Source organism: Jeotgalibaca sp. A122 (assembly GCF_052266715.1).
Classification (GTDB): domain Bacteria; phylum Bacillota; class Bacilli; order Lactobacillales; family Aerococcaceae; genus Jeotgalibaca.
In genome coordinates, this window is the sequence record NZ_JBQPRB010000004.1 from 69,619 (window position 1) to 93,008 (window position 23,390).

Annotated in this window: 20 protein-coding genes; 1 reads left to right on the plus strand and 19 read right to left on the minus strand. The window is 40.5% G+C overall.

All coding sequences use genetic code 11. The features are described from left to right. Nucleotides 1-55: 55 nt before the first annotated feature. The 16 genes from ACTU7M_RS05880 to secA form a co-directional block, all read right to left on the minus strand. The gene (locus tag ACTU7M_RS05880; RefSeq protein ID WP_443473457.1) at nucleotides 56-391 is read right to left on the minus strand and encodes a phage holin family protein; all 336 of its coding nucleotides are present in this window, start codon (nucleotides 389-391) and stop codon (nucleotides 56-58) included. Beyond that, the gene (locus tag ACTU7M_RS05885) at nucleotides 391-696 is read right to left on the minus strand and encodes a PspC domain-containing protein (protein WP_443473458.1); all 306 of its coding nucleotides are present in this window, start codon (nucleotides 694-696) and stop codon (nucleotides 391-393) included. Before ACTU7M_RS05885 ends, ACTU7M_RS05880 begins: the two co-directional genes overlap by 1 nt. Before the next feature lie 18 nt (nucleotides 697-714). Continuing rightward, nucleotides 715-2,238: a daptomycin-sensing surface protein LiaX gene (gene liaX / locus ACTU7M_RS05890; RefSeq protein ID WP_443473459.1), complete on the minus strand. Its 1,524-nt coding sequence runs from the start codon at nucleotides 2,236-2,238 to the stop codon at nucleotides 715-717. A 470-nt stretch (nucleotides 2,239-2,708) separates the two neighbouring features. After that, complete coding sequence (gene uvrA / locus ACTU7M_RS05895) at nucleotides 2,709-5,552, minus strand: excinuclease ABC subunit UvrA (protein WP_443473460.1); 2,844 nt, start codon at nucleotides 5,550-5,552, stop codon at nucleotides 2,709-2,711. A 79-nt stretch (nucleotides 5,553-5,631) separates the two neighbouring features. After that, nucleotides 5,632-5,931, minus strand: coding sequence for an ArsR/SmtB family transcription factor (locus ACTU7M_RS05900; protein WP_443473461.1), 300 nt, complete (start codon nucleotides 5,929-5,931; stop codon nucleotides 5,632-5,634). Between the two features lie 96 nt (nucleotides 5,932-6,027). Next, nucleotides 6,028-6,687 carry a phosphate signaling complex protein PhoU gene (gene phoU / locus ACTU7M_RS05905; RefSeq protein ID WP_443473462.1) on the minus strand — a complete coding sequence of 220 codons (660 nt, stop codon included), beginning with the start codon at nucleotides 6,685-6,687 and terminating at the stop codon, nucleotides 6,028-6,030. A 59-nt stretch (nucleotides 6,688-6,746) separates the two neighbouring features. Next, the gene (gene pstB, locus ACTU7M_RS05910; protein ID WP_443473463.1) at nucleotides 6,747-7,499 is read right to left on the minus strand and encodes a phosphate ABC transporter ATP-binding protein PstB; all 753 of its coding nucleotides are present in this window, start codon (nucleotides 7,497-7,499) and stop codon (nucleotides 6,747-6,749) included. Between the two features lie 2 nt (nucleotides 7,500-7,501). Further along, nucleotides 7,502-8,317 (minus strand): phosphate ABC transporter permease PstA, encoded by an 816-nt coding sequence (gene pstA / locus ACTU7M_RS05915; protein WP_443473464.1) that lies wholly within the window; start codon nucleotides 8,315-8,317, stop codon nucleotides 7,502-7,504. Continuing rightward, the gene (pstC, locus tag ACTU7M_RS05920) at nucleotides 8,318-9,178 is read right to left on the minus strand and encodes a phosphate ABC transporter permease subunit PstC (RefSeq protein WP_443473465.1); all 861 of its coding nucleotides are present in this window, start codon (nucleotides 9,176-9,178) and stop codon (nucleotides 8,318-8,320) included. A gap of 134 nt (nucleotides 9,179-9,312) precedes the next feature. Further along, entirely contained in the window at nucleotides 9,313-10,215 is a 903-nt protein-coding gene (locus ACTU7M_RS05925; RefSeq protein WP_443473466.1) for a substrate-binding domain-containing protein, read from the minus strand. Nucleotides 10,216-10,467: 252 nt separating this feature from the next. Continuing rightward, complete coding sequence (gene pnpS, locus ACTU7M_RS05930) at nucleotides 10,468-12,243, minus strand: two-component system histidine kinase PnpS (protein ID WP_443473467.1); 1,776 nt, start codon at nucleotides 12,241-12,243, stop codon at nucleotides 10,468-10,470. Next, nucleotides 12,243-12,983 (minus strand): response regulator transcription factor, encoded by a 741-nt coding sequence (locus tag ACTU7M_RS05935; RefSeq protein WP_443473468.1) that lies wholly within the window; start codon nucleotides 12,981-12,983, stop codon nucleotides 12,243-12,245. The genes pnpS and ACTU7M_RS05935 overlap by 1 nt, the downstream gene beginning before the upstream one ends. Nucleotides 12,984-13,108: 125 nt before the next feature. Next, entirely contained in the window at nucleotides 13,109-13,996 is an 888-nt protein-coding gene (gene ftsX / locus ACTU7M_RS05940; protein ID WP_443473469.1) for a permease-like cell division protein FtsX, read from the minus strand. Continuing rightward, nucleotides 13,986-14,672, minus strand: coding sequence for a cell division ATP-binding protein FtsE (gene ftsE / locus ACTU7M_RS05945; protein ID WP_443473470.1), 687 nt, complete (start codon nucleotides 14,670-14,672; stop codon nucleotides 13,986-13,988). Before ftsE ends, ftsX begins: the two co-directional genes overlap by 11 nt. A 257-nt stretch (nucleotides 14,673-14,929) precedes the next feature. Next, nucleotides 14,930-16,046 (minus strand): peptide chain release factor 2 gene (prfB, locus tag ACTU7M_RS05950; protein ID WP_443473471.1). Its coding sequence is split into 2 segments (ribosomal slippage): nucleotides 14,930-15,973 and nucleotides 15,975-16,046, totalling 1,116 coding nucleotides; the frame shifts between segments, so codons are not numbered across the junction. Between the two features lie 87 nt (nucleotides 16,047-16,133). Then, entirely contained in the window at nucleotides 16,134-18,707 is a 2,574-nt protein-coding gene (gene secA / locus ACTU7M_RS05955) for a preprotein translocase subunit SecA (protein ID WP_443473472.1), read from the minus strand. 302 nt (nucleotides 18,708-19,009) lie between these two features. Here secA and ACTU7M_RS05960 point away from each other — a divergent pair, with 302 nt between their 5' ends. Beyond that, nucleotides 19,010-20,314 carry an ISL3 family transposase gene (locus ACTU7M_RS05960; RefSeq protein ID WP_443473473.1) on the plus strand — a complete coding sequence of 435 codons (1,305 nt, stop codon included), beginning with the start codon at nucleotides 19,010-19,012 and terminating at the stop codon, nucleotides 20,312-20,314. Between the two features lie 116 nt (nucleotides 20,315-20,430). Here the strand turns inward: ACTU7M_RS05960 and hpf are convergent, their stop codons facing one another. The 3 genes from hpf to ACTU7M_RS05975 form a co-directional block, all read right to left on the minus strand. Then, nucleotides 20,431-20,985: a ribosome hibernation-promoting factor, HPF/YfiA family gene (gene hpf / locus ACTU7M_RS05965; RefSeq protein ID WP_443473474.1), complete on the minus strand. Its 555-nt coding sequence runs from the start codon at nucleotides 20,983-20,985 to the stop codon at nucleotides 20,431-20,433. Between the two features lie 117 nt (nucleotides 20,986-21,102). After that, on the minus strand, nucleotides 21,103-21,789 hold the full coding sequence (locus tag ACTU7M_RS05970; RefSeq protein WP_443473475.1) for a ComF family protein: 687 nt from the start codon (nucleotides 21,787-21,789) through the stop codon (nucleotides 21,103-21,105). Next, nucleotides 21,767-23,128, minus strand: coding sequence for a DEAD/DEAH box helicase (locus ACTU7M_RS05975; RefSeq protein WP_443473476.1), 1,362 nt, complete (start codon nucleotides 23,126-23,128; stop codon nucleotides 21,767-21,769). The genes ACTU7M_RS05970 and ACTU7M_RS05975 overlap by 23 nt, the downstream gene beginning before the upstream one ends. Between the last annotated feature and the right edge of the window lie 262 nt (nucleotides 23,129-23,390).

The following is a 23,390-nucleotide window of genomic DNA, read 5'->3' on the forward strand; positions in this document are numbered from 1 at the left end:
GAATAATTTGCTTAATAAAAATTAAAAAGAGCCGAGAATTTCTTCTCGACTCTTGTTAATTACGATTTTCAATTACACTTTGGACAAGTGAAAGGATTAAGGAAACGAGTAAGGCAACGCCAAAGGAGCTGAATTGAAAACCTGGTCCCACCAAGGCGGAAGTTAGTGTAAGCATCAATGCGTTGATGATGAAACTAAATAAACCGAGCGTAAGAATGGTTATTGGAAAAGAAAGAATGTGAAGAATCGGTTTCACAAAAATATTTACCAAGGCCAAAACGAGACTCGCTCCTAGTGCAGTCCAACCACTTGTGACCGTGAACCCCGGCAAGAAAAAGGCCAAGGCCAAAAATACGACCGTACTAACCCCTATTTTCTGCCAGAAGCCCATTAGAAATCGCTCCAGTCGTCTTTATCCGTTTTTTCTTTTTCTACGGGTTTTGCTTCTTTACGTGGACGACGGCGAGCCGTTCTTTCACGGTTGTCATACTGTGTTTGATCACGAGCACCTCTATCTGGTTCAGGCATCAATAGCGCCAACAGGATATAGAGAAAGACCGGCGATCCCACGCCTGCAAAAGCGAAGATTAAGAAAACAATACGAACAATCGTTGAGTCAATTCCAAAGTACTCAGCCAATCCACCTAGTACACCACTCACTTGTCTGTCAGTAGCTGATTTTGTTAGTTTTTTCATGATTATCCCTCTCTTTTATTAGTATGCATCTGCATCTTTTAATAAGATGCTGCCATTTGTTGTTTTTAATTCTACCATAACTGGGGCATTGTCGACGACTCTGCGGAATTGTAAATGTTTATTTGTTTTTTCATCACGTTGATTGATGACTTCCACATTCTCCATGCGATTTTTAATGCTTCCCAAGGAACTATGCGCATCCAGTTCGATACTTTTATCTTTGGGGATGGATAGTTTAACCGTTCCGTTTACAGAGGTCGCTTCAATCCGTTTGACCTCTAAATCTGTGTGGGTAATGCGGATATCACCATTGATGATGGACAGGTGTGAACTGGAGACGTGACTCTTAACTGTAATATCGCCATTAATCAATTTTGCGATCACATCTACTAAACGACTGTCCATGATGGTGATATGACCATTTCCTCCATCAAGCTCCAACATCGTTGCCTCAACGTTTTTAAATGCCATATTCCCATTGGTTGACTTCAAGTAGATATCTTTCCCTTTGAAGTCATCTACGCTTACGTTTCCGTTTAGCAACTTGATTGCCAAATAGTCATATTCCCGTTCTGGAAGTGAAACAACTACATCACAGCGAATGCGTTTGTTTGGAACATGGAAAGTTAATTGATCTTCATCAATTTCAATGTTGCTACGTGCTTCAAATGCCGCCAACGGTGTTTCTTCTTCATACTTCGCATAAATTTTGACGTCAGCTGCGACATGGATATCTTCTTTATCCCATTTTTTCAGTTGGATATTTCCGTTTGCCAGTTGGAAATCCAGAATCGTCGCTGTTGCATTTTCAAAATTGAATTCATGTTTAAATTTGCTGGTAACCAGTCCTGGAATGTTCATGTTCAAGTCTACTTCTTTCCACTCCAGATTATCTGTAATGCTATTAACAGTGGCAGTCACAAATTGACCAAGTTGAGAACCAAGTTTGTTTAATTTACTTCCCAAATCGCTCGCAGTTTCTTTCCACTCTTCTTTATTACCAAACTTCTCCCCGAATGATTTCACATTCGTTTCGAGTTGCTCTTTTTTCAATGTGCGCATTTGTTCTTCCATTTTAATTTTTTCTTGACGCAAGGAACGTTCTTGGGAACGAAGTGCTTCGAGTTCCTCGTCCAAACGTAATGCTTCCATACTCAGTTCCGGTGTCATTGTTTCCAGTTCTTCCTGGGTAGCAATTGCCTGTCTGCGCTCTTCTTTCGCACTGATTTGGCGGCGCAAGATTTGTAATGCCTCAGTTTTTTCATCTACCCTGGAAGAGAAATAAGAAATTTCACTAGCAAGTGATTCTAAAATTTTCTCGAAATTTTCTCTGTCCTTTTTGTCTGTCGCTTTCTGTGTTTCTTCAGCAGTTGGCTCTGCTTCTTCCATTTTTTCATGTGTCACAGTAAAATCTTGCGCTTCACTTTTAAGCGCTTCTTCTTTAACTTGTTTTTTAGCTGAATTTTCAAGAAGCTCAATTGCTTCTTCCGCTGAAATGATGCCTTGTTTGACCAATGCTAAAATGCGTTCTCTTTCGTTCATGATCTTTCCTCCTATATCTTTTCAACACAAAGCCTATTTGCTATCTACCATCTGAAAGGGTTGTTATCTTATGTTTCTATTATGCCAAGATTCTAGATTGAAGTCATAGGTCTTAAGGTTGATTTCCGCTTACACAGCAATACTTAGAGATAGGTAGAGGGCAACACAAAAAGAGAGTGCTCAAAAAGGCGTTTAGCCCCGAACCACTGGAACGAATAAGCACAAGATGGTCGCAGACCATCTGAGCATTATTATAGAGGCACTGTGGGCTAACGCCCAAGTGTATCATGTTTGTAAGCTGCTGAAGCAGCAACAACCATGACAAAGTGGCGTCGGGGCTGCCTTTTTGAGCACGTTTGTGTTGAAGTATTCGTAAATAGATAAGGGTCTGGGAGTTATTCCCAGACCCTATCCTACATATGAGCATTTATTTGAAAACGTGCAATAACAGACAACCCGCTCGTCTCTTTTTATTGTTTGTTACGAGCCTTATCACGTTCCATGACCCTCTTCAAATAAAGGCCTGTATGACTTGCTTTCACTTCAGCGACTTCCTCAGGGGTCCCGGTTGCGATAACCATTCCGCCCCCAACGCCACCTTCTGGTCCCATATCGATCACATAATCGGCTGTTTTAATCACATCCAGATTATGTTCAATGACCAATACTGTATTCCCTTGATCAACGAGACGCTGCAGCACTTCCAACAACTTCGCGATGTCATGCGTATGCAAACCAGTTGTCGGTTCATCCAGAATATATAAGGTTTTTCCAGTCGATACACGTTGTAACTCACTCGCCAACTTCATCCGTTGGGCTTCACCACCGGATAAGGTTGTAGCAGGTTGGCCTAGCGTAACATATCCTAAGCCTACATCGGAAATGGTTTGGAGTTTGCGACGAATTTTCGGAACAGCTTCAAAATAAACCAACGACTCATCAATCGTCATGTCCAAAACTTCCGCGACATTTTTCCCCTTGTACTTCACTTCCAGTGTCTCGGAATTATAGCGGTGTCCGTGACAGACTTCGCATGGTACATAAATGTCTGGCAAAAAATGCATCTCAATTTTCAAGATCCCGTCACCCTTACACGCTTCACAACGACCACCTTTAACGTTGAAACTAAAACGTCCTTTACTATAGCCACGAATCTTCGCTTCATTTGTACTGGCAAAGAGATCCCGTACGTCATCAAAAACGCTTGTGTATGTAGCCGGGTTACTACGCGGAGTCCTTCCAATAGGACTTTGATCAATATTAATCACTTTTTCCAATTCATGATAACCGGAAATACGCTTAAACTTCCCGGGTTTTTCTTTCGTCCTGGTTAGTTCACGAGATAAGGCAGGTTTTAAAACGCGGTTCACTAATGAGCTCTTACCAGAACCAGAGACACCCGTGACGGCAATAAAACGACCAATGGGAAAGGATACATCAACATTTTTCAAGTTGTTCTCTTGGGCACCTTCAACCAGGATTTCGCCTCGGTCTTCCGCTCTTCTTTCTTCTGGTACGGGAATAAAAGTTTTGCCAGCTAGATACTGACCGGTGATGGATTCTTCTACTTGCATCACTTCTTCAGGCTTTCCAGCAGCCACAATCTGGCCGCCCAGTTCCCCTGCACCTGGTCCGATATCAATCAAATAGTCAGCTTGCATCATGGTTTCTTCGTCATGTTCCACAACGACTAGCGTGTTACCTAAATCCCGCATCTTTTTCATGGACTCAATCAATAAGTCATTATCACGTTGGTGCAAACCAATAGAAGGTTCATCCAAAATGTACAGAACACCTGATAGATTAGAACCAATTTGCGTAGCCAGACGAATACGTTGCGCTTCTCCCCCTGACAAACTGCCAGCGATCCTGCTTAATGTCAGGTACTTCAATCCAACGTTACGCAAGAAAGTTAAACGCGATTTGATTTCCCTTAAAATTGGTGCTGCAATCTCTTGCTCTGCGCCTTCTAACTTCAGGTTTTCAAAGAAGCTGATTGCTGAGTCGATGGAATAATGGGTGACTTCTGCAATGTTTTCTCCTGCTACTTTTACAGCCAAAGCTTGTTCATTCAAACGATCGCCATGACATTTTTGACAAGCCAATTCTGTCATGTATTCACGCATCACACGACGGGTAAAATCACTCGAAGACTCGTGGTAACGACGGCTGATATTGTTCATGACTCCTTCAAAGGGCATATTCACATCCCGAACTGTACCAAATTCATTCTTATGGTAAAAGTGGAACTTTTCACCTTTTGTCCCTTTTAAAACCAAGTCTTGATGTTCCGATGGTAAATCCTCAAACGGCACATCCATCGCAATTTCATACTGTTCACAAAACTGGCGTAACATTTCCGGATAATAGTTTGAACTGATGGGGTTCCAGGGTGCTAAAGCGCCCTCCGCAATGGTTAGTTGACGGTCAGGAACAACCAAGTCCGCATCGACTTCCAACTTAGATCCCAATCCATCACATTCTGAACAAGCCCCATAAGGTGCATTAAATGAGAATAATCGCGGTTCAATTTCCCCCACTGTAAAGCCACACTTCGGACAAGCATAATGTTCACTAAACATCATTTCTTCCCCGTCAACGATGTCAATAACGACATACCCATCAGCTAAATTTAATGCTGACTCCACTGAATCATATAAACGCGAACGAATACCTTCTTTGACCACGATCCGATCAATAATAATCGAGATATTATGGTTCATATTTTTATTTAATTCAGGTACATCTCCAATATCATAAATTTCACCATCGACTTGAACACGGACATAGCCTTGCTTTTTGATCGATTCAAAAACCTTTTTGTGTTGGCCTTTCTTACCGTAAACAATTGGGGCCATTATTTGCATCCGCGTACGTTCAGGCAGTTCCATTACTTGATTGACAATTTGTTCCGGTGATTGACTACTAATCTCTGTTCCATCATTGGGACAAATAGGATGACCGATTCTAGCAAACAGTAAACGTAAATAGTCATTGATCTCTGTTACCGTTCCAACAGTTGATCTAGGGTTATTGTTGGTAGATTTTTGATCAATCGCAATCGCTGGACTCAAACCATCAATACTATCGACATCTGCTTTTTCCATTTGGCCCAAAAACTGACGCGCATAAGCCGAAAGACTCTCGACATATCGTCTTTGCCCTTCAGCATACAACGTATCAAAAGCCAGTGAACTTTTCCCCGATCCCGACAATCCGGTCACAACAACCAACTGGTCTCTAGGAATCGTTACATCAATATTTTTTAAATTATGAGAACGTGCTCCACGCACGACTATTTGGTCTTTTGCCATATTTTTCTTCCTTTTTAATAAGATTATATTTTTTCTATCATATCATGAAACAACAAAAAAGAACACTAGTTCGCAATTGCTAATGGGTGTGAGCCGCATGCTCCATTGCCAAGTGCAGGATGTCATAAACGTGAGAATCTTCTTGACTATACAAAATATTCTTTCCGACACGGCGGCTTTTCACCAATTTGGCTTCTTTGAGTTTTCTAAGTTGATGGGAAACAGCGGATTGTTCCATCTCCAACGCGTCGGCAATCGCGTTGACATGCCACTCCTTTGTTTCTAGCAAGTACAAAATCCTAAACCGCGTTTTGTCTCCCAGTATCTTAAACATTTGGATGGTTTGATTGGTAATTTTCGGATCCATTTGATTTAACATCCACTACCCTCCTTGGGTTCATTTTCTCCCTAATTTTACCAGAATATAAAAAAAAAGGCTGAGAATTAGTTCCCAGCCTTTTCTTACCTGAATAAATTAGTTTAATTCTGAAAGTTCACCTGTTTTTAGGTAGACGATACGCTCACAGATATTGGTGACGTAATCACCAATTCTTTCCAAGTAACCGGAAACTGCGATGTAGTCTGTCCCACCAGGAACTACTTCTGGATCCATTGCCATTTCCTTCATCGTAAGCTTGTTGATTTCTACATATAGATTATCGACATGTGTGTCAGTTTCAGCAATTTTATAAGCTTCGTCCACATCAATGCGTACGTATGCATCCAGAGCATTTTCAACCATTTTCTTGACGATATCCGCTTGATCGGCAATCTTGCCTTCAACCATTGGAATACGTTTGTTGTGACGTTCTTTAACACGAATGACAGAACGCGCAATGCTGACCGCATGGTCTCCCATACGTTCTAAATCCGAGCTGGCTTTCATAACCGTTACAATAGAGCGCAAGTCACTCGAAACAGGTTGTTGTAGCGCAATTAATTTGAAGCACATTTCTTCGATTGCTATTTCGATTTCATTTATAGCATGGTCATTCTTTTTCACACGATCTGCTGCCTCTTTATCGTGGTTAATGAACGCTTTAACTGCCAATAAAATATTTTCATTTACCATTAAGCCCATTTTAGTAAATTGAGCATGCATCGTTTTTAATTCATCATCATATATTCTTCTCATTTGCGCGCACTCCTTATTCAACTGATTTTTATAGCTCTATTTTATCATGAAACGACTAATTACCCAAATCTACCTGATACGTAATCTTCTGTACGTTTGTCTTGTGGATTAGAGAAGATGTCGGTAGTATCGCCAAATTCAATGATTTCTCCTGTCAAGAAGAATGCTGTTTTATCAGACACACGGGCAGCTTGTTGCATATTATGCGTAACCATGACGATTGTATAATCACCTTTAAGTTCTTGTACAAGGTCTTCAATTTTTGCAGTTGAGATGGGATCAAGTGCAGAGGTTGGTTCGTCCATAAGCAAGACTTCCGGACCCACTGCCAAAGCACGTGCAATACAAATACGTTGTTGTTGACCACCAGAGATACGCAATGCGTTTTTATTCAAATCATCTTTTACTTCGTCCCAAATTGCGGCACCTTTCAAACTACGTTCCACGATTTCATCCAAAGTTTTCTTGTCTTTGATACCGTGTGTACGTGGTCCGTAAGCGATGTTATCATAGATACTCATTGGGAATGGGTTTGGATGTTGGAAAACCATTCCGACACGTTTACGAAGTTGATTCACATCAAAATCAGATGCATACATATCTTCGCCATCCAACAATAATTTACCTTCAATACGACAGCCCGGAACCAAATCATTCATCCGGTTCAAGCTTTTTAGAAATGTAGATTTCCCACAGCCGGAAGGTCCAATGAAAGCAGTAATTTCATTTTCTTTGATTTCCATGTTTAGATTCTTTAGCGCTTGAAAATCTGTATACCAGAGATTCATATTAGAAATGCTTAATTTACTCATACTTATTTCGCTCCTCTTGTTAATCGGTTACTTAGCCAAGTTGAAAGACCATTAATAATTAGTACCATGATAATCAGTACCACCCCAGTAGCGTAGGATTCTCTAACATGCATCCCTTCACTCGATAATACGTACATATGAAGTGCTAGTGTACGACCCGATTGGAAAGCATTGGTTGGTAAGTTGGTTGATGTCCCAAGTGTATACATCAACGCTGCCGTTTCACCAACAATACGGCCTACCGCCAAGATAATTCCTGATAAAATACCAGGCATGGCAACAGGAAGTACAACTCGGAAGATGGTCCGTATTTTACCTGCTCCCAGAGCGAAGCTCCCTTCACGTAGAGAAACATTTACAGATAGCAACGCTTCTTCAGTGGAACGGATAATAACTGGCAATACCATGATTACTGAAGTTAAAATACCAGCAATCAGTGAATATTGAAATCCCAGGAAAAGAACGAAGAATAACATCCCGAACAAACCATAAACAATAGAAGGAATCCCAGATAGTGTGTCTGTTGCGACACGGATAATGTTTATGAATTTATTACTTGTATCTGCATATTCAATCAAATAAAAAGCTGTAAATACGCCGATAGGTGCCGCAATAAGCAATGAAGATATGACAACTATAAAGGTCGTAATGATTGAAGGCATCATGGATACGTTATCTGTCGTATATTTCCAAGCGAACATTTCAGGCGACAAGGCTGAAATCCCATTAACTAAAATAAAACCAATAATATAGAGTAACGAAGCAAATGTTATAAAACTAAAGAAGTAAACAAAAAATCTAATTAGTTTCGCTTCCATCTAGATCTCCTTCCTTTTCACGACTGAAAACACACCGTTGATAATAATGATAAAGATGAACAGTACCACGGCAGTTGCAATCAAGGCCTCACGGTGTTGTCCGGCAGCGTATGCCATTTCCAGTACGATATTCGTTGTCATTGTACGAACACCTTGTGTCAAGCTTGATGGAATACGTGGTTGGTTACCGGCTACAAGAATAACAGCCATTGTTTCCCCAATCGCACGACCGACACCTAAAATAACCGATGACACAATCCCGGACTTAGCAGCTGGAACAACAACGCGTAAAACGGAACGTTCATGTGTCGCACCTAGCGCCACACTACCTTCATAGTAGCTTTTTGGAACAGCGCGTAATGAAGCTTCTGACATTCCAATAATCGTTGGCAATATCATGATTCCCAATAAAATGGAGGCTGTCAAAATATTCATACCCGTTCCACCTACCCAGTTTTTCATTAACGGTACAATAACGCGTAATGCGAAGAAACCGTAGACGATTGAAGGAATCGCAGCCATCATATTTACTGCTGGTTTTAGAAATTTATACAACGATGGTGGACAAAAACGTGCCATAAAAACGGAAGTAAACACCCCTGTAGGTACTCCAATAATAATCGCTCCAATTGTGATAACAATCGAGCCGATAATCATCGGTAAAATACCAAATTGTGGTGTTGAGTTAGATGGCGTCCATACAGACCCAAAAAGGAAGTCGCCAATTCCATAGTCCAACATGAATGGAAGGCCGCCTTCAAAAATAAAATAAAAAATAACAATGATGGAAATGACCGAAATGGATGCAGATGCTATAAATACCCATTTCATGAAATGTTCCCAAAAATATTTCTTTTGCATATTTCCCTCTCCCTTACCCTGGGGTTTCCCAAATGAGACAATACCATATTTCAACGCAAAATAATAGCTAAAATATTTATACCACTTCTAAAAAAAAAAGGCCAGATAACTGGCCTTTTCCATCGGTCAGAAGATTATTGAACCTCTTCCCATTCAGTTAATTCACCAGTGAAAATTTGACGTACTTGTTCAAGTGTCAAACTTTCAACGCTATTGTTTTTATTTGCGATAACTGCAATACCATCAACTGCGATTGCTGTTGATTCTAATTCAGCTGCTTCTTCTTCTTTCAATTCACGAGAAGCCATACCAATGTCTGCAGTTCCGTCCATAGCCGCTGTCATCCCAGCCGAAGAACCGTTAGAAGTAATATCAATTTGAACGCCCTCGTTCAATTTAGAATATTCCTCAGCAAGTACTTCCATTAATGGCGTTACCGAAGTAGAACCTACTACTGAAATTGTCCCCTCTTGTGATCCGTCACCTGCATAAGCTTCTGCGCCAGTTACGAATTCTACATAACCTTCACCGACTGCAATTTCTTGTCCCTCTGCTGAAAGGATGTAATCTATAAAGTCTTGAGCAACTGCATCAAGGTCGCCACCCCAAGCAATATTGAAGTTACGAGAAATAGGGAATGAACCATCTTGAACAGTTTCATTTGTTGGTTCAACGCCATCAACCGGTACGCCTTTAACCGTATCGTTTAATGAACCTGAGGACACATAACCAATTGCGTTTGCATCTCCAGCTACTGTTGAAAGAACTCCCTCGGTACCGTTTTGAATAACAGCTTCGATATAAGTTTGATCAACTTCTTCTCCGTTTTCATCCTCAGCTAAAACGCCTGTAATTTCTGTAAACGCGCCTCTTGTTCCTGAACCATCTTCACGAGATACTACAATAATTTCACCAGATGTTGCGGAACCTTCTGCTGATCCTGTTGCTTCTTCGTCTGTTGCTGCTGAGTCACACGCTGCTAAAAAACCTACAGCTCCTAAAGACAATACTAACTTACTTAGGCTTTTCAATTGCATTATCGATTACCATCCTTTTTTAGTGTCTTGGGCTCATTGCCTTACTCTTATTCTATTCTTCGAATGTAAATTTTCTGCATGGTTTAATGTAAAGATTTTTTTAGGTATAAATTTAAATGCAATAAGAAAGATACCGTTTTCTTACGCTTTAAATTAAAAAACCCTGAGAAACCAGGGGGTTTTCAGGGCTTTTTTGCGGAATGTAAATTTTATGTAAATAATATGTAAATTACATGTGTAGAAAGAAGTTTGTTACTTTATTGGGAGATGAACTGTGAAGGTGGTTCCGATTCCCAGCGTGCTCTTGACACTAATCCTTCCATTCAAGTTTTGGACCAGATAGCGAACAATTGAAAGCCCCAATCCTGTTCCACCCGAATTTCGGCTACGTGCTTTATCCACTCGGTAAAATCTTTCAAATATGCGACCCATATCTTCTTCGGGTATACCAATTCCAGTATCCGCAACATGTATAACCGCTTCTTTTTCTGTTTGCTCAATCATTACGGAAACTTTGCCACCGGTATCCGTATAGTTTACAGCGTTAATGATCAAGTTATTCAGCACTTGCTCTAAGCGACTGCGGTCTGTTTGGAGCATAATGACATTTGGTTCCGAGGAATAAAAACGCAACTTGATTTTTTTCACATCGGCTTGAGGTTGAATCACCCGGAAACAAGCGCGTACGACTTCTTCAAGATTGATTTCCTCCTGTTTCATTGGCACCTGTTTTTGCTCGACCCGAGAAAGCTCGAGAATATCATTAACCAAAATCTCTAAACGTTTCGACTCCTTATAGATGATTTCCAAAAATTGTTTTGTCGTGACCGGATCCTCCATGGCACCATCCAGGAGCACTTCTGCAAATCCTTTTAAGGCTGTAACAGGGGTTCTTAGTTCATGGGAAGCATTCGAAACAAAATCTGTCCGAACTTTTTCCAATCGGCGTATTTGCGTAATATCATATAAAAGAACGATTATTTGTTGCCCCATGATGTTGGGAACAATCATGGTATTGACATCTAATATACGATCTTGAGGGTGATAAATATAGATTTCCTCATGTTTATTTTGGTGGTCTTGATAGGTTTGTTGAATAATTTGAACGAGACCATAACTTTTCGTCATTTCCAGGAAAGTGTGTCCCAATAAACGATCATCAATACCTAAAATTTCATGTGCAGCTGGGTTCATCATTTGAATTTGCTGTCTATGATCCAATAAGACTACACCGATCACTAACCTATCTACCAAAACTGTCAGCCGCTCATTCGACTGAATAATTTCCCGATTCTTGGATTCCAGATTTTCGGCCAGCTGATTAACGGTATCGCCTAGTTCTGCAACTTCCGGGTAGTCGATACCTATGTAATGATTGGAATAATCACCATCTGAAATACCTTCAATGACGTTAGAGATTCCTTTTAATGGTTTCGATATCCGATTCGATAAGTAGTAAGCAATAAATCCCGCCATCAAGATAGCGACAAAGCTAAACACGAAAACGGATCGAATGAGCGCATTTTTCAGTCCATCCAAATCGCGCAATTCATGTGTTAAACGTAAAATACCTACTTGTTCCTCATTACCATTAAATAATGGAACTGCCACTCGGAATTCGCTGTTGCCTGCTGTGTTCTTAACAATACCGCTGGTACCACGATCAGCGCCTTCGATAACACGACGGATTTCCCTTGTATTAGCTTGATTTTCAACAGAAGAGTAATAGGCATTAGAAGAGTAAATTAATTTACCCGAATTGTTGATAAAAGCTATGTCGTCCTCTTCTTCTAAAAAAAACTGCAAGGAATCCAGATGTGTAACAGCCGTTTGGACATTCTTGGCCTCGCTTAAAAACCCGCGCTCCATTATTTCCGCTAAGGTTTCGCCATGCCGCACGACTTCCGCTGTCATTGTTTCACTAGTGACTCTATACACCAATTGATTGGTATAAAAAACTACTCCCATTGACAGGAGTAGAAAGAGTCCAATGAAGATGGCCATAAATTGATTTGTAAATTTGCGCATTATTTTGATTCCTCAAATTTGTAGCCAAAGCCTCTTACCGTTTTTATATATTGTGGTTTTTTGGTATCTTCTTCAATTTTTTCGCGTAAATGACTGATATGGACATCCACAATCCGTGTTTCACCTGCATAATCAAAGTTCCAAATGGCATTCAATAACTGTTCACGACTTAAAATACGGTTCGCTCTTTTTGCCATGTAAAGCAAGAGTTCAAATTCTTTTGGAGTGATGTCAATCACTTCACCTCTAACTTGAACTTCATATAAGTCTGGAAAAATAATGATTTCGCCTATTTCCACTTTTTCTTCTTTTATTACTTCATTTTCTAAAGCGACTTGCTCTGCCGTTTCATCTGAAGAATCACTATTTTGAAGATTTCCCGTGCGGCGTAAGATGGCTTTCATCCGAGCCAAAACTTCACGTGGGCTGAATGGTTTTGTCATGTAATCATCCGCGCCCAACTCCAGACCAATAATTTTTTCCAACTCGTCATTTTTAGCGGTGAGCATTAATATCGGTGTTTTGATTTTTTCTTGGCGCAGTCGTTTACAAATATCCATGCCATCCATCGAAGGCAACATCAAGTCGAGAATAATGAAGTCAAAAGATTGGCTCATCGCCAAATCATAGCCTTCCTTGCCGTCATGAGCTGTAATGACTTCATAACCATTTTTTTCTAGGTTATAAGACAGCAAAATAACAATGGATTCCTCATCATCCACAACTAAAACTTTTTTCATCTCGTCCTCCTGAAATCATTCTAATATATCCTTCTCATTCTCATTCTATCATTATGAAGGATAATTGAAAAGTTAACAAAAAATCGACATTGCTGTCGAAAGCAATGCCGATTGTATATAAAACATTATACTTTTAAGAAACGTGTCATGGAAAGTACTGATCCGATTGAGCCTAACAGCACCCCGACACCCACTAAACCTAAACCAAGGTAATAGATAAATGGTGCCGGTGATAACAAACCGAAATTCGAGCCGATTAAGTATTGGGTTCCCAGATCATACAAGAATCGGTATACAAAAATCAGAATGCCTGTTGGGATTAAAGCCCCAACCAATCCGATTACTGCTCCTTCAATCAAGAATGGCCAACGAATATAGCTGTTCTTGGCTCCCACCAGTCGCATAATTTCAATTTCCGTACTACGCGAGAAAATGGTAATCCGGATTGTATTTGAAATCAAGAAAACTGCAATCAGCAACAGACCGATAATGATAACCAAGCCAATAGTCCGCATCGTCGCAATTGTATCAAATAGTTTTTCTGCCGTTGTTCCACCGTATTCGACTTTTGAAACATACTCCAGTTTTTCAGCAGCTGCTGCTACTTCACCTGTTTGTTCCGGCACTTTCGTGCTCAAAATATATACATCATGCAAAGGATTGTCATCCCCGCCGAACAAATTAAATTCTTCGCCGTAGCTACCAATTAATTTATTCAATTCTTCATCGCGCGTTGAATACGTTAATGTTTCAACATTCGGGATTTGTTCTAGTTGTTCTTTTAAAGTTTCTTTATTTTCCTCTTCTGCCGCCAAGTCAATAAACACACGCACGCTTACATCGTTCTCGACATCACTTGCGAGTTTATTTACGTTAAAGAGGATTGCTATAAATGAACCCACTAAGATTAATGTCATTGCAACAGCACTTATTGCTGCCACAGACATCCACCCATTCCGAAAAAGACTCTTGAATGCATCGCGAATGTGACGTCCCATGGTTCTAAATTTCATAGCCATACTCTCCTTCTAATTGATCTCTTACAATGCGGCCATTTTCAACCGCCAACACACGGTGCTTAATATCATTAACGATTTGGCTATTATGTGTCGCCATCAAGATGGTCGTACCTTGTGAATTGATCTCATCCAATATATTCATGATTTCCAAAGATGTGTCAGGATCCAAGTTACCTGTCGGTTCATCGGCAATCAAAATTCCTGGCATATTAACAATAGCCCGTGCAATTGCAATCCGTTGTTGTTCCCCACCGGATAATTCCGTCGGGAACATACGCGCTTTATGTTTTAACTTCACAAGATCCAAAACCTCGAAGACGCGCTTTTCAATTTGTTTTGGTGTTTTCTCTACAACTTCCATTGCATAGGCAATGTTCTCAAAAACTGTCAAGCGTGGTAATAATTTAAAATCCTGGAAAACAACGCCAACATAACGGCGTAGCATTGGAACATCACGTTCTTTTATTTTCATTAAATCAAATTTACCGATTTTAATAGAGCCACTTGTAGCTTTTTCTTCACGGTAAAGCATTTTAATAAAAGTAGATTTCCCTGCCCCACTTGGTCCAACTATATATACGAATTCGCCTTGATCAATTTTCACGCTAAGATCATTTACTGCCGTTACGCCATTTTTGTAAACTTTTGAGACATTTACCATCTCAATCATGTAATCACCTATCTTTTTATTTTTGGCTGAACAATATTCCTAAAAAAAATCCCCAAACAAGATGTTTGCGGGAATTAAACAGTGGTTGACTTTATCTCTTCGGTACGCCAAATCATTATAGCACGTTCGCTCATTATTGCTGTTTTAGTTTGGTTACATTTATATTTCAAAATATGACAGTTTTTTGAAGCGGATTCTTGAAAATTAATATTGAAGGCAGACCAGAATATGAATTCCCGTCTGCCTGTCCCAGTATCTTATTGTTCGTCGTTTGTAATGTTCATCTTCAAGAATGCATCAATAAATGGATCTAAATCGCCATCCATCACTCCTTGTACATTGCCGGTTTCATGATTGGTACGGTGGTCTTTGACCATTGAATACGGGTGGAAAACATAGGAACGTATTTGAGAACCCCAACCGATTTCTTTTTGTTCGCCCCGAATCGCTGCCAATTCTTTTTCCCGCTCTTCTTCTTGTAACTGGAATAACTTAGCTTTCAGCATTCCCATTGCTGTATCGCGGTTTTGGAATTGGGAACGTTGCGCCTGGCTTTGAACGGCGATACCTGTTGGGATATGCGTAATCCGAATGGCAGACGAGGTTTTGTTAATATGTTGCCCCCCAGCCCCACTTGCCCGGTAAGTATCTACCCGAATGTCATCTGGGTTTACTTCAATCTCTGCATTATCGGCTGCAATTTCCGGCATGACATCGATTGAACAAAACGACGTATGTCTTCTTCCTGCTGAATCGAACGGTGAGATACGAACCAATCGGTGAACACCCCGTTCAGATCTTAAATACCCATAAGCATTCAGACCTTTTATAAGAAGCGTCACACTCTTAATACCTGCTTCATCACCCGCTTGATAATCCAGCGTCTCAACTGTAAAGCCTTTTTTCTCCGCCCAACGGGTAAACATGCGGTATAACATGCTTCCCCAATCTTGGGATTCAGTTCCACCAGCTCCCGGGTGTATTTCCAGGATGGCGTTGTTTTTATCGTGCGGTCCATTCAATAACATCGTTAGCTCGTAACTATTTAAAGCTTCTTCGTATTCTTCGACTCTTTCTTCCAGTTCCTCTTCAAAACCGGATTCAGGGTCTTCTTTTACCATTTCATACATGACTTGCAGATCTTCCTGCAAAGCCGCCAATTTTTTGAATGTTTCATAAACAGACTTTAGTTGATTGGAAGCATTAATGACGTCTTGAGCTGCGTTGGAATCATCCCAAAAACTTGGATCCAGCATTTGGTCTTCATATTCTGCAATATCTGCTTCGAGTGCCTCTAAGTCAAAGAGACCTCCCAAAGCTTTGGATTTTCTCTTCTGATGTTTCCAGGAATGCTTTTACTTCACTTAATTCCATGGTATTCCTCCTATTTTTTATTCAACAAGAAGGGCTAGAAATCATTTTCCAGCCCTTCCACATTTTATAAGCCTTCATCGGATGCTTTTACTTTTCAGTCTCGTCTTGCTCCGGCGTTTCTTTTTTTACATCCATTGCTGCTTTTTGAGCACGTAATTTTTCCATTTGTTGCGCCATCATCATTTGACGCATTTGCATGGCCGCCATTTGTGCACGTTTGATTTGTTCCGTTTTTTCACTCGCTCCCGCTTCACTTTCACGAACAGCGCGAATGTCAGAACTTGCTCCTACTGATTCACGTTTCAGATTTTGACGGATTTCTGATTTCATCACAATACGTGTTACATCATAATCAATAGACGCAATCATCTCTTGGAATCGATTGTAACCTTCCGTTTGATATTCAGTCAGTGGATTGTTTTGAGCGTATGAACGTAGTCCAATTCCTTGACGCAGTTCATCCATGTTACTGATATGCTCTGTCCACTTTTGATCCACAACACGTAAAATGACAACTTTTTGGAATTCCAGCAATTGGTCTGCACTTAGTTGTTTTTCTTTCGCTTCGTAAACATTTTTTGCTCGGTTGGTCAAATCTTCTTTAATTTCAACAGCAGATTTACCTTTCAACTCTTCTTCAGTGATTGAATCAGGATGAACCAATACACTACCAGCGAAGTCATGGATTGCTTTAAGATTCCATGTTTCTTTATCGCCTTGTGTATGTGTTTCAACCATGCGATTAATGGTACGTTCAATCATATTGACTGTTACGGTACGCAAATCTTTTGTTTCCGTGATAATATCCAGACGTTGGCCATAGATAATTTCACGTTGCTCTCGCATAACCTCATCATATTCCAAAACATTTTTACGTGTGTCGTAGTTATTGCCCTCTACACGTTTTTGAGCTGATTCAACTTGACGCGAAAGCATTTTACTTTGAATCGCCATATCATCGCCTTCACCATCCATGTTCAAGCGACTCCAGACTTGTTGAATCCGGTCAGAACCAAAACGTTTCATCAAATCATCTTCTAATGAAAGATAGAATTGTGATTCACCCGGATCCCCTTGACGACCAGATCGTCCCCGTAATTGGTTATCGATACGACGGGATTCATGACGTTCGGTACCAATAACTGCTAAACCGCCCACTTCTCTCACGCCAGGTCCTAATTTAATATCTGTACCACGCCCAGCCATGTTAGTAGCAATCGTAACTGCACCACGTTGGCCTGCATTGATGACGATTTCCGCTTCTTTGAAGTGATTTTTCGCATTCAAGACTTCATGCGGAACACCTTCTTCTTTCAATAGACGGGAAAGCAATTCAGACGTTTCGATTGCAACGGTACCAACCAAGACCGGTTGTCCTTTTTCGTGACGATTTTTAATGTCTTGTGCGACTGCTTTGTATTTGCTCTTCAGGTTTGGATAGAGTAAATCAGCATAGTCTTGACGGATAATCGGTTTGTTAGTAGGGATTTGAATAACTTCCATATTGTAAATCTCACGGAATTCTTCTTCCTCTGTTTTTGCCGTACCTGTCATACCAGATAGTTTTGAATACATCCGGAAGTAGTTTTGGAACGTAATAGTTGCCATTGTTCGGGATTCATTTTGAATTTCTACGTTTTCTTTGGCTTCGATCGCTTGATGAAGTCCATCTGAATAACGACGACCTTCCATAATACGGCCTGTAAATTGGTCGACGATTTGAACTTTGCCTTCATTAACCACATAATCCACATCGCGAATCATGATAAAGTTTGCCCGCAAAGCTTGATCCAAATGATGGACCAGTTTTGTATTGTCAACATCGTATAGGTTATCAACGTGGAATGTTTTTTCTGATTTTTCAATTCCTGTGTCAGTCAAGGCGATCGATTTAGAAGTTAGGTCAATTGTGTAGTCTTCTTCTTCTTTCAAGCCTTTAACAAAGAAATCTGTCCGGTTGTAAAGGGCTGTTGATTTTTCAGCTTGTCCGGAAATAATCAAAGGTGTACGCGCCTCGTCGATTAAGATTGAATCGACCTCATCCACTACTGCAAAATTTAACGGACGTTGAACCATTTGATTGCGATAAACGACCATGTTATCACGCAAGTAGTCAAAGCCTAGTTCGTTGTTGGTACTATATGTAATATCAGCATTATAAGCTTCACGCTTTTCTTCAGAAGATTTCCCTGCGACGTTTAACCCTACAGTAAGACCAAGGAAACGGTATAACTCACCCATTTCAACCGCGTCACGACTGGCTAAGTATTCATTGACTGTGACAACATGTACACCATCACCTGAAATTGCATTCAAATAGACCGGCATCGTCGCCGTCAAGGTCTTACCTTCACCAGTTTTCATTTCTGCAATATTACCTTTATGCAAGGTAATACCACCCATCAACTGCACTTTATATGGATATAGTCCCAGAACACGTTTTGCCGCTTCTCTTACTACTGCAAAAGCTTCAGCGAGTAATTGATCTAATGTTTCTCCTTTTTGGTAACGTTCCTGAAATTCAGTTGTTTTTGCTTTTAATTCCTCGTCACTCAAAGCAGCCATTGTATCAGCTAAGGCAATGATTTTGTCTGCTTGTTTTTCTAAACTTTTAATTTCTGCTTTATCGTTTTCGAATAATCGTTTCAAAAAGTTGGCCATCCTAAATCTCCTCTAATTCTGAATTCTATGTTTAGTAGTACTTGTCTGATACAAATCCCTATCAGGAATGCTTGCACTTCACGCATCTTACTCATTTTAGCATTAATAACAGGGTTTTTGTACTCTTTTATACTAATTCATAGCCAAAAAAGGCTAGGACGGTTAGTCCTAGCCTTTAGAAATGTGGTTCTAGAATATTAAGTGTTGATGGCCCATGGCCCTTTTGTGAAAATACAAAGAGACAAATGAATTTTTCCGTTAAAATGAAGGTATCGAGTCTTTATTTTAGGGAGGAAATTCATTTGTCTCATAAACATTCTATATTAAATCTGCTGGGAATAAAAGATAAAAATATTAAAGTGACGGATAAGGATTGGCTGAAGGAAGAAGTTAGAAATGGCCTGCATTGCAAAATCATCTCCGCCAAGCTGACCTTTACACCAGAGGCTTGTAAGTGCTGTGGCTGCGTAAATGAGGGATCGATAGTCAAAAATGGGACAAAACTGACTCATCCTTTACTCCTCGATATGGCGGGATGTCCCGCTTACTTGGAACTGAAGAAACAACGATTCTTATGCCGGGAATGTGGTCAAACGTTTATTGCGGAAACGACTATCGTTAAAAAACGTTGCCATATCACGAATGATGTGAAGCGTTCTATCGCCGTCCAAGGGACGAGGAACATATCTGAAAAGGATATTGCGCTTGAACACCGTGTTTCCAATAACACCGTCAAAAGGGTTTTTGGAGATTTTTATGATACATTCCGCCAAGTCTATACCCATCTTCCTGAGAACATGGCGATTGATGAATTTAAGAGCGTAAAAAGCGCCGAGGGGGCAATGAGCCTGATTATTTGTGATTCTGACAACAAGAAAATTTTTGATATTCTGGAGGATCGTCGAAACAAATCAATCATTGATTACTTTATGCGTTTTCCACAAGAACAACGAGCGAAGGTCAAGACGGTCGTAGTGGACCTTTACGGTCCTTATCAAAAACTGTTTCAGGACCTCTTTCCTCAGGCAGCGTTGATCATTGATCGTTTTCACATTGTCACACAGGTGAACCGGGCTCTCAATATGGCACGTGTCAGTTTTATGAATACCCTGAAGAAATCAAAAGACTTAAAGGCTAATCGAGATTACAGGAAGCTGAAGAAATACTGGAAATTAATCCTGAAAAAGGAAGAGACATTGAATAGCACCGAATACCGTTATCACCGGCTTTTTAAGGGGCTCATGACGGAGAGGGGAATTATTGACTATCTCCTCTCTTTGGACGAGGGATTGCGCCTTAATTATAACGCCTACCAAACCATCATCTTCACGGTTAATCACCGGAAACCAAAGCTGTTCAGCTCTTTCATTCATGAAAAACAACAGGGGCTGACGGTCAAAATGGACCGGGCTTTGAAGACATTCCGCCAATCCGAAAAAGCAATTATCAATGCACTGAACTATGATTACTCGAACGGCTTAGTGGAAGGAATCAATAACAAAATCAAGGTTATTAAGCGGACAGCCTATGGCTATCGTAACTTTTCTAGTTTCCGTAACCGCATCTTTATTGAATATAAATTGCTAGAAATAAAAACAGCAGCTTAGGAACCGTTCGGTTCCCAGCTACTGCTTCATAGATTGTGAATTTTAACCTTCATTCAATCGGAAAAATACACTATCAACACTTCTTGACAAAGAGCCAGAAATGTTTTATTAAGGGATTAAGCATTGTCTGTTTCGATTAATCCGAACTTACCATCTTTACGACGGTAGACAATACTTGTTCCGTTCGTTTCAGAATCTTCGAAAATGAAGAAATTATGTCCTAACATGTTCATTTGTAGAACTGCTTCTTCACTGTCCATTGGTTTCAGTGAAATGCGTTTTGTTCTAACAATTTCTAATTGACCATTATTTTCATCAAGGTCTTCTTCAATCGCAGAAGGTACTGACGCTGGCGTAAATCCTTTTTCGCGTGATTTACGATTAATTTTAGTCTTATATTTACGAACTTGGCGTTCTAGTTTATCGACTACCAAGTCGATGCTTCCATATAAATCGATTGAAGTTTCTTCAGCACGCAATACTAAGTATGGTAGAGGAATCGTTACTTCTACTTTCGCAGTTTTATCAGTGTAAACTTTCAAGTTTACGTGTGCCGTTGCTTCCGGCACATTATCAAAAAACTTCTCCAGTTTGCTGAGTTTTTTCTCTGCATACTCACGAATTGCTGGTGTAACCTCGATATTTTCTCCTCGGACATTGTATCTAAACATAGTGCTCTCTCCTTTCGTCTGATTCATCATCAGAAAAGACTCCTATGGACCACTCATAGGGATTCTTTAATACCATTATAATGTAAGCGTTAAAATTTTACAATCGATTCCATTTAATTATCTTCCTATGGAAAATGAAGAAATCGCAGTGAATCCCGCTTCCCATAATAATTCTTTTGCATGTATTAATGTACGTCCTGTCGTATAAATATCGTCGAACAATAACAAAGACTTGGAATGATCTACTGATAACTCATTAAGTTGGAATGGTTGACCCGTCTGCATTCGTTCCATACGGTTCTTTTCGGACTGTTTTTTGTCCCGGGACACATTCGAAATTAAATTTACATAGGGAATTCCTGCATACTTTAACAATTCTTCACACTGATTAAATCCCCGATTATCCATACTCGCTTTCGAACTAGGCATTGGGACGACAACAGCGTCTTTGTGTTTCCGATAAAATCCCTGCAACGGGTCCGCCATTATTCTCGCATAGCGTGTATCACCTTGGAACTTATAAACTTGCATCCAATTTTTTAAGACATCATCATAGCGAAAAAAGGCTTCATGGGTGACCAAACCATCAACTACCTTTTCTTTCCATTTGATACAATCTCTACAATCCGACATGTCGTCTTGAAGGCGAGAACACCCTGGACATGCCTGATTCCGGTGAATTTCTTGAAATAATTGTGTGCAGCGTTCACATATACAGGACTCTTTATAAGGTTTAAAGGAAACGATTTTAGCTAAAGTCAGCGAATCCTGAATCCCGCGATTACAAATCAGGCAACGTCCCATGTAATAACCCCTTCTCCCTAGCTTGTTGGTTCATCGTTTTAATCTGGGAGACCGCATGCTTTATGGCCTTCGTCTTTCCGTAATGGCCAAACCACACCATCCCTGTCGGGAAGTCTCTATGTCGTCCCGCCCGACCGGCAATCTGGACCAGCGAGGCTTCGGTAAAAACCCTGTCTTCCGCTCCGATTACCAGCACATCAATATCGCGAAAAGTAACCCCCCTTTCAAGAATTGTGGTGGTAAGGAGGAGGGTATATTTTTCTTCACGCATTTCCTTAACTTTTTTAACGCGTTCCGGGTCTTCAGCTGATACAGAGGTAAACGTCATTTCCGGATATAAATCATGCAGCCATTTTTCTAATTCCAGCATTAAACCAATATGGGGCAGGAACAATAAAAAGCGACGTTTTTGATGAACAGCTTTGTCGATTAATTTTATTAATGGTGAACGCCTTTGACGCTTGCGAATAGCTTTGCGCCAGTCACCCAGCCACTTCGTTGTCACTTCAGGCAAGGGATAACCATGGTAACGAGCGGGAAGAACTGTAGCAGGAAGTTCTCCTTTTTTTACTTGCAGTTGCATCATACGAGGCGGAGTAGCCGTCAAATAAAGCAATGCACTGTTATGCTTTCGTGCTTTTTCAGCCCCAAAATGAAGAGCCAGATTATTATGGTAGGGAAATGAATCTACTTCGTCGATGATCAATAAATCAAATGCTTCTTTGAAGCGTAAAAGTTGATGCGTCGTCGCAATGGTCAGAGGGGTATAATGATAAACTTCCTCCATGCCTCCATAAAGTAAAGCGATTGGGATATCCCGAAAAGCCGCCTGTAACCTCGGAGCCAACTCCAGACAAACATCGATTCGAGGAGACGCAATGCAAACCCGGCCTTGTGCCAACAAACAACGGGCTATTCCCTGGAAAATCATTTCCGTTTTCCCCGATCCTGCCACTGCCCAAATTAAGCGTATTTCTTTTTGATACCAAGTTTTGACAATGGCTTCAGAGGCACGTTGTTGTTCAGGAGATAGCACTCCTTCCCAGACCAATGGCGTCTCACTTAATTTATTAAATGCATTTGTTTCCGGTAAAGAATACAAGTGCGTACATTTTTTAAGCTTTCCCATATTGAGGCATACCGAACAATAGAAGCAGTCTGTTCCACACGTACAAGGTCCCATAATGAACATAGCTTCATCATGGGTTCCACAGCGTTGGCATTGCCAAGCATTATTAATTCTTAAAAAAGCCGGGCGTATCAATGCAGTCCCGGGTATGTCGCTTTCGCTTGGCCATTCTTTCATACTAATTTCCCGTCCGAATAATAATTGATCCATCCACTCAACTCCTCTCACATATATATATGCAAAAAAAGGCGAAAAGTTTTATTTTGGTCAATTTTTTTAAATTTAAAAAAGAGAATGAGCCTTTTGGCCCACCCTCTTTCCTATGGCTCTATCATTTATTGTGTTGGTAGTCATCATCTCGAAATCCCGTAGGACGGAGTGGTTGCTTGTGGACGTGTCAAGGATGCAACGCGAAACTAGGGACCGTTGGCGCTTCAGCGTCTACGAGCCCTTTGAGGCTTGCAAGCCGAAG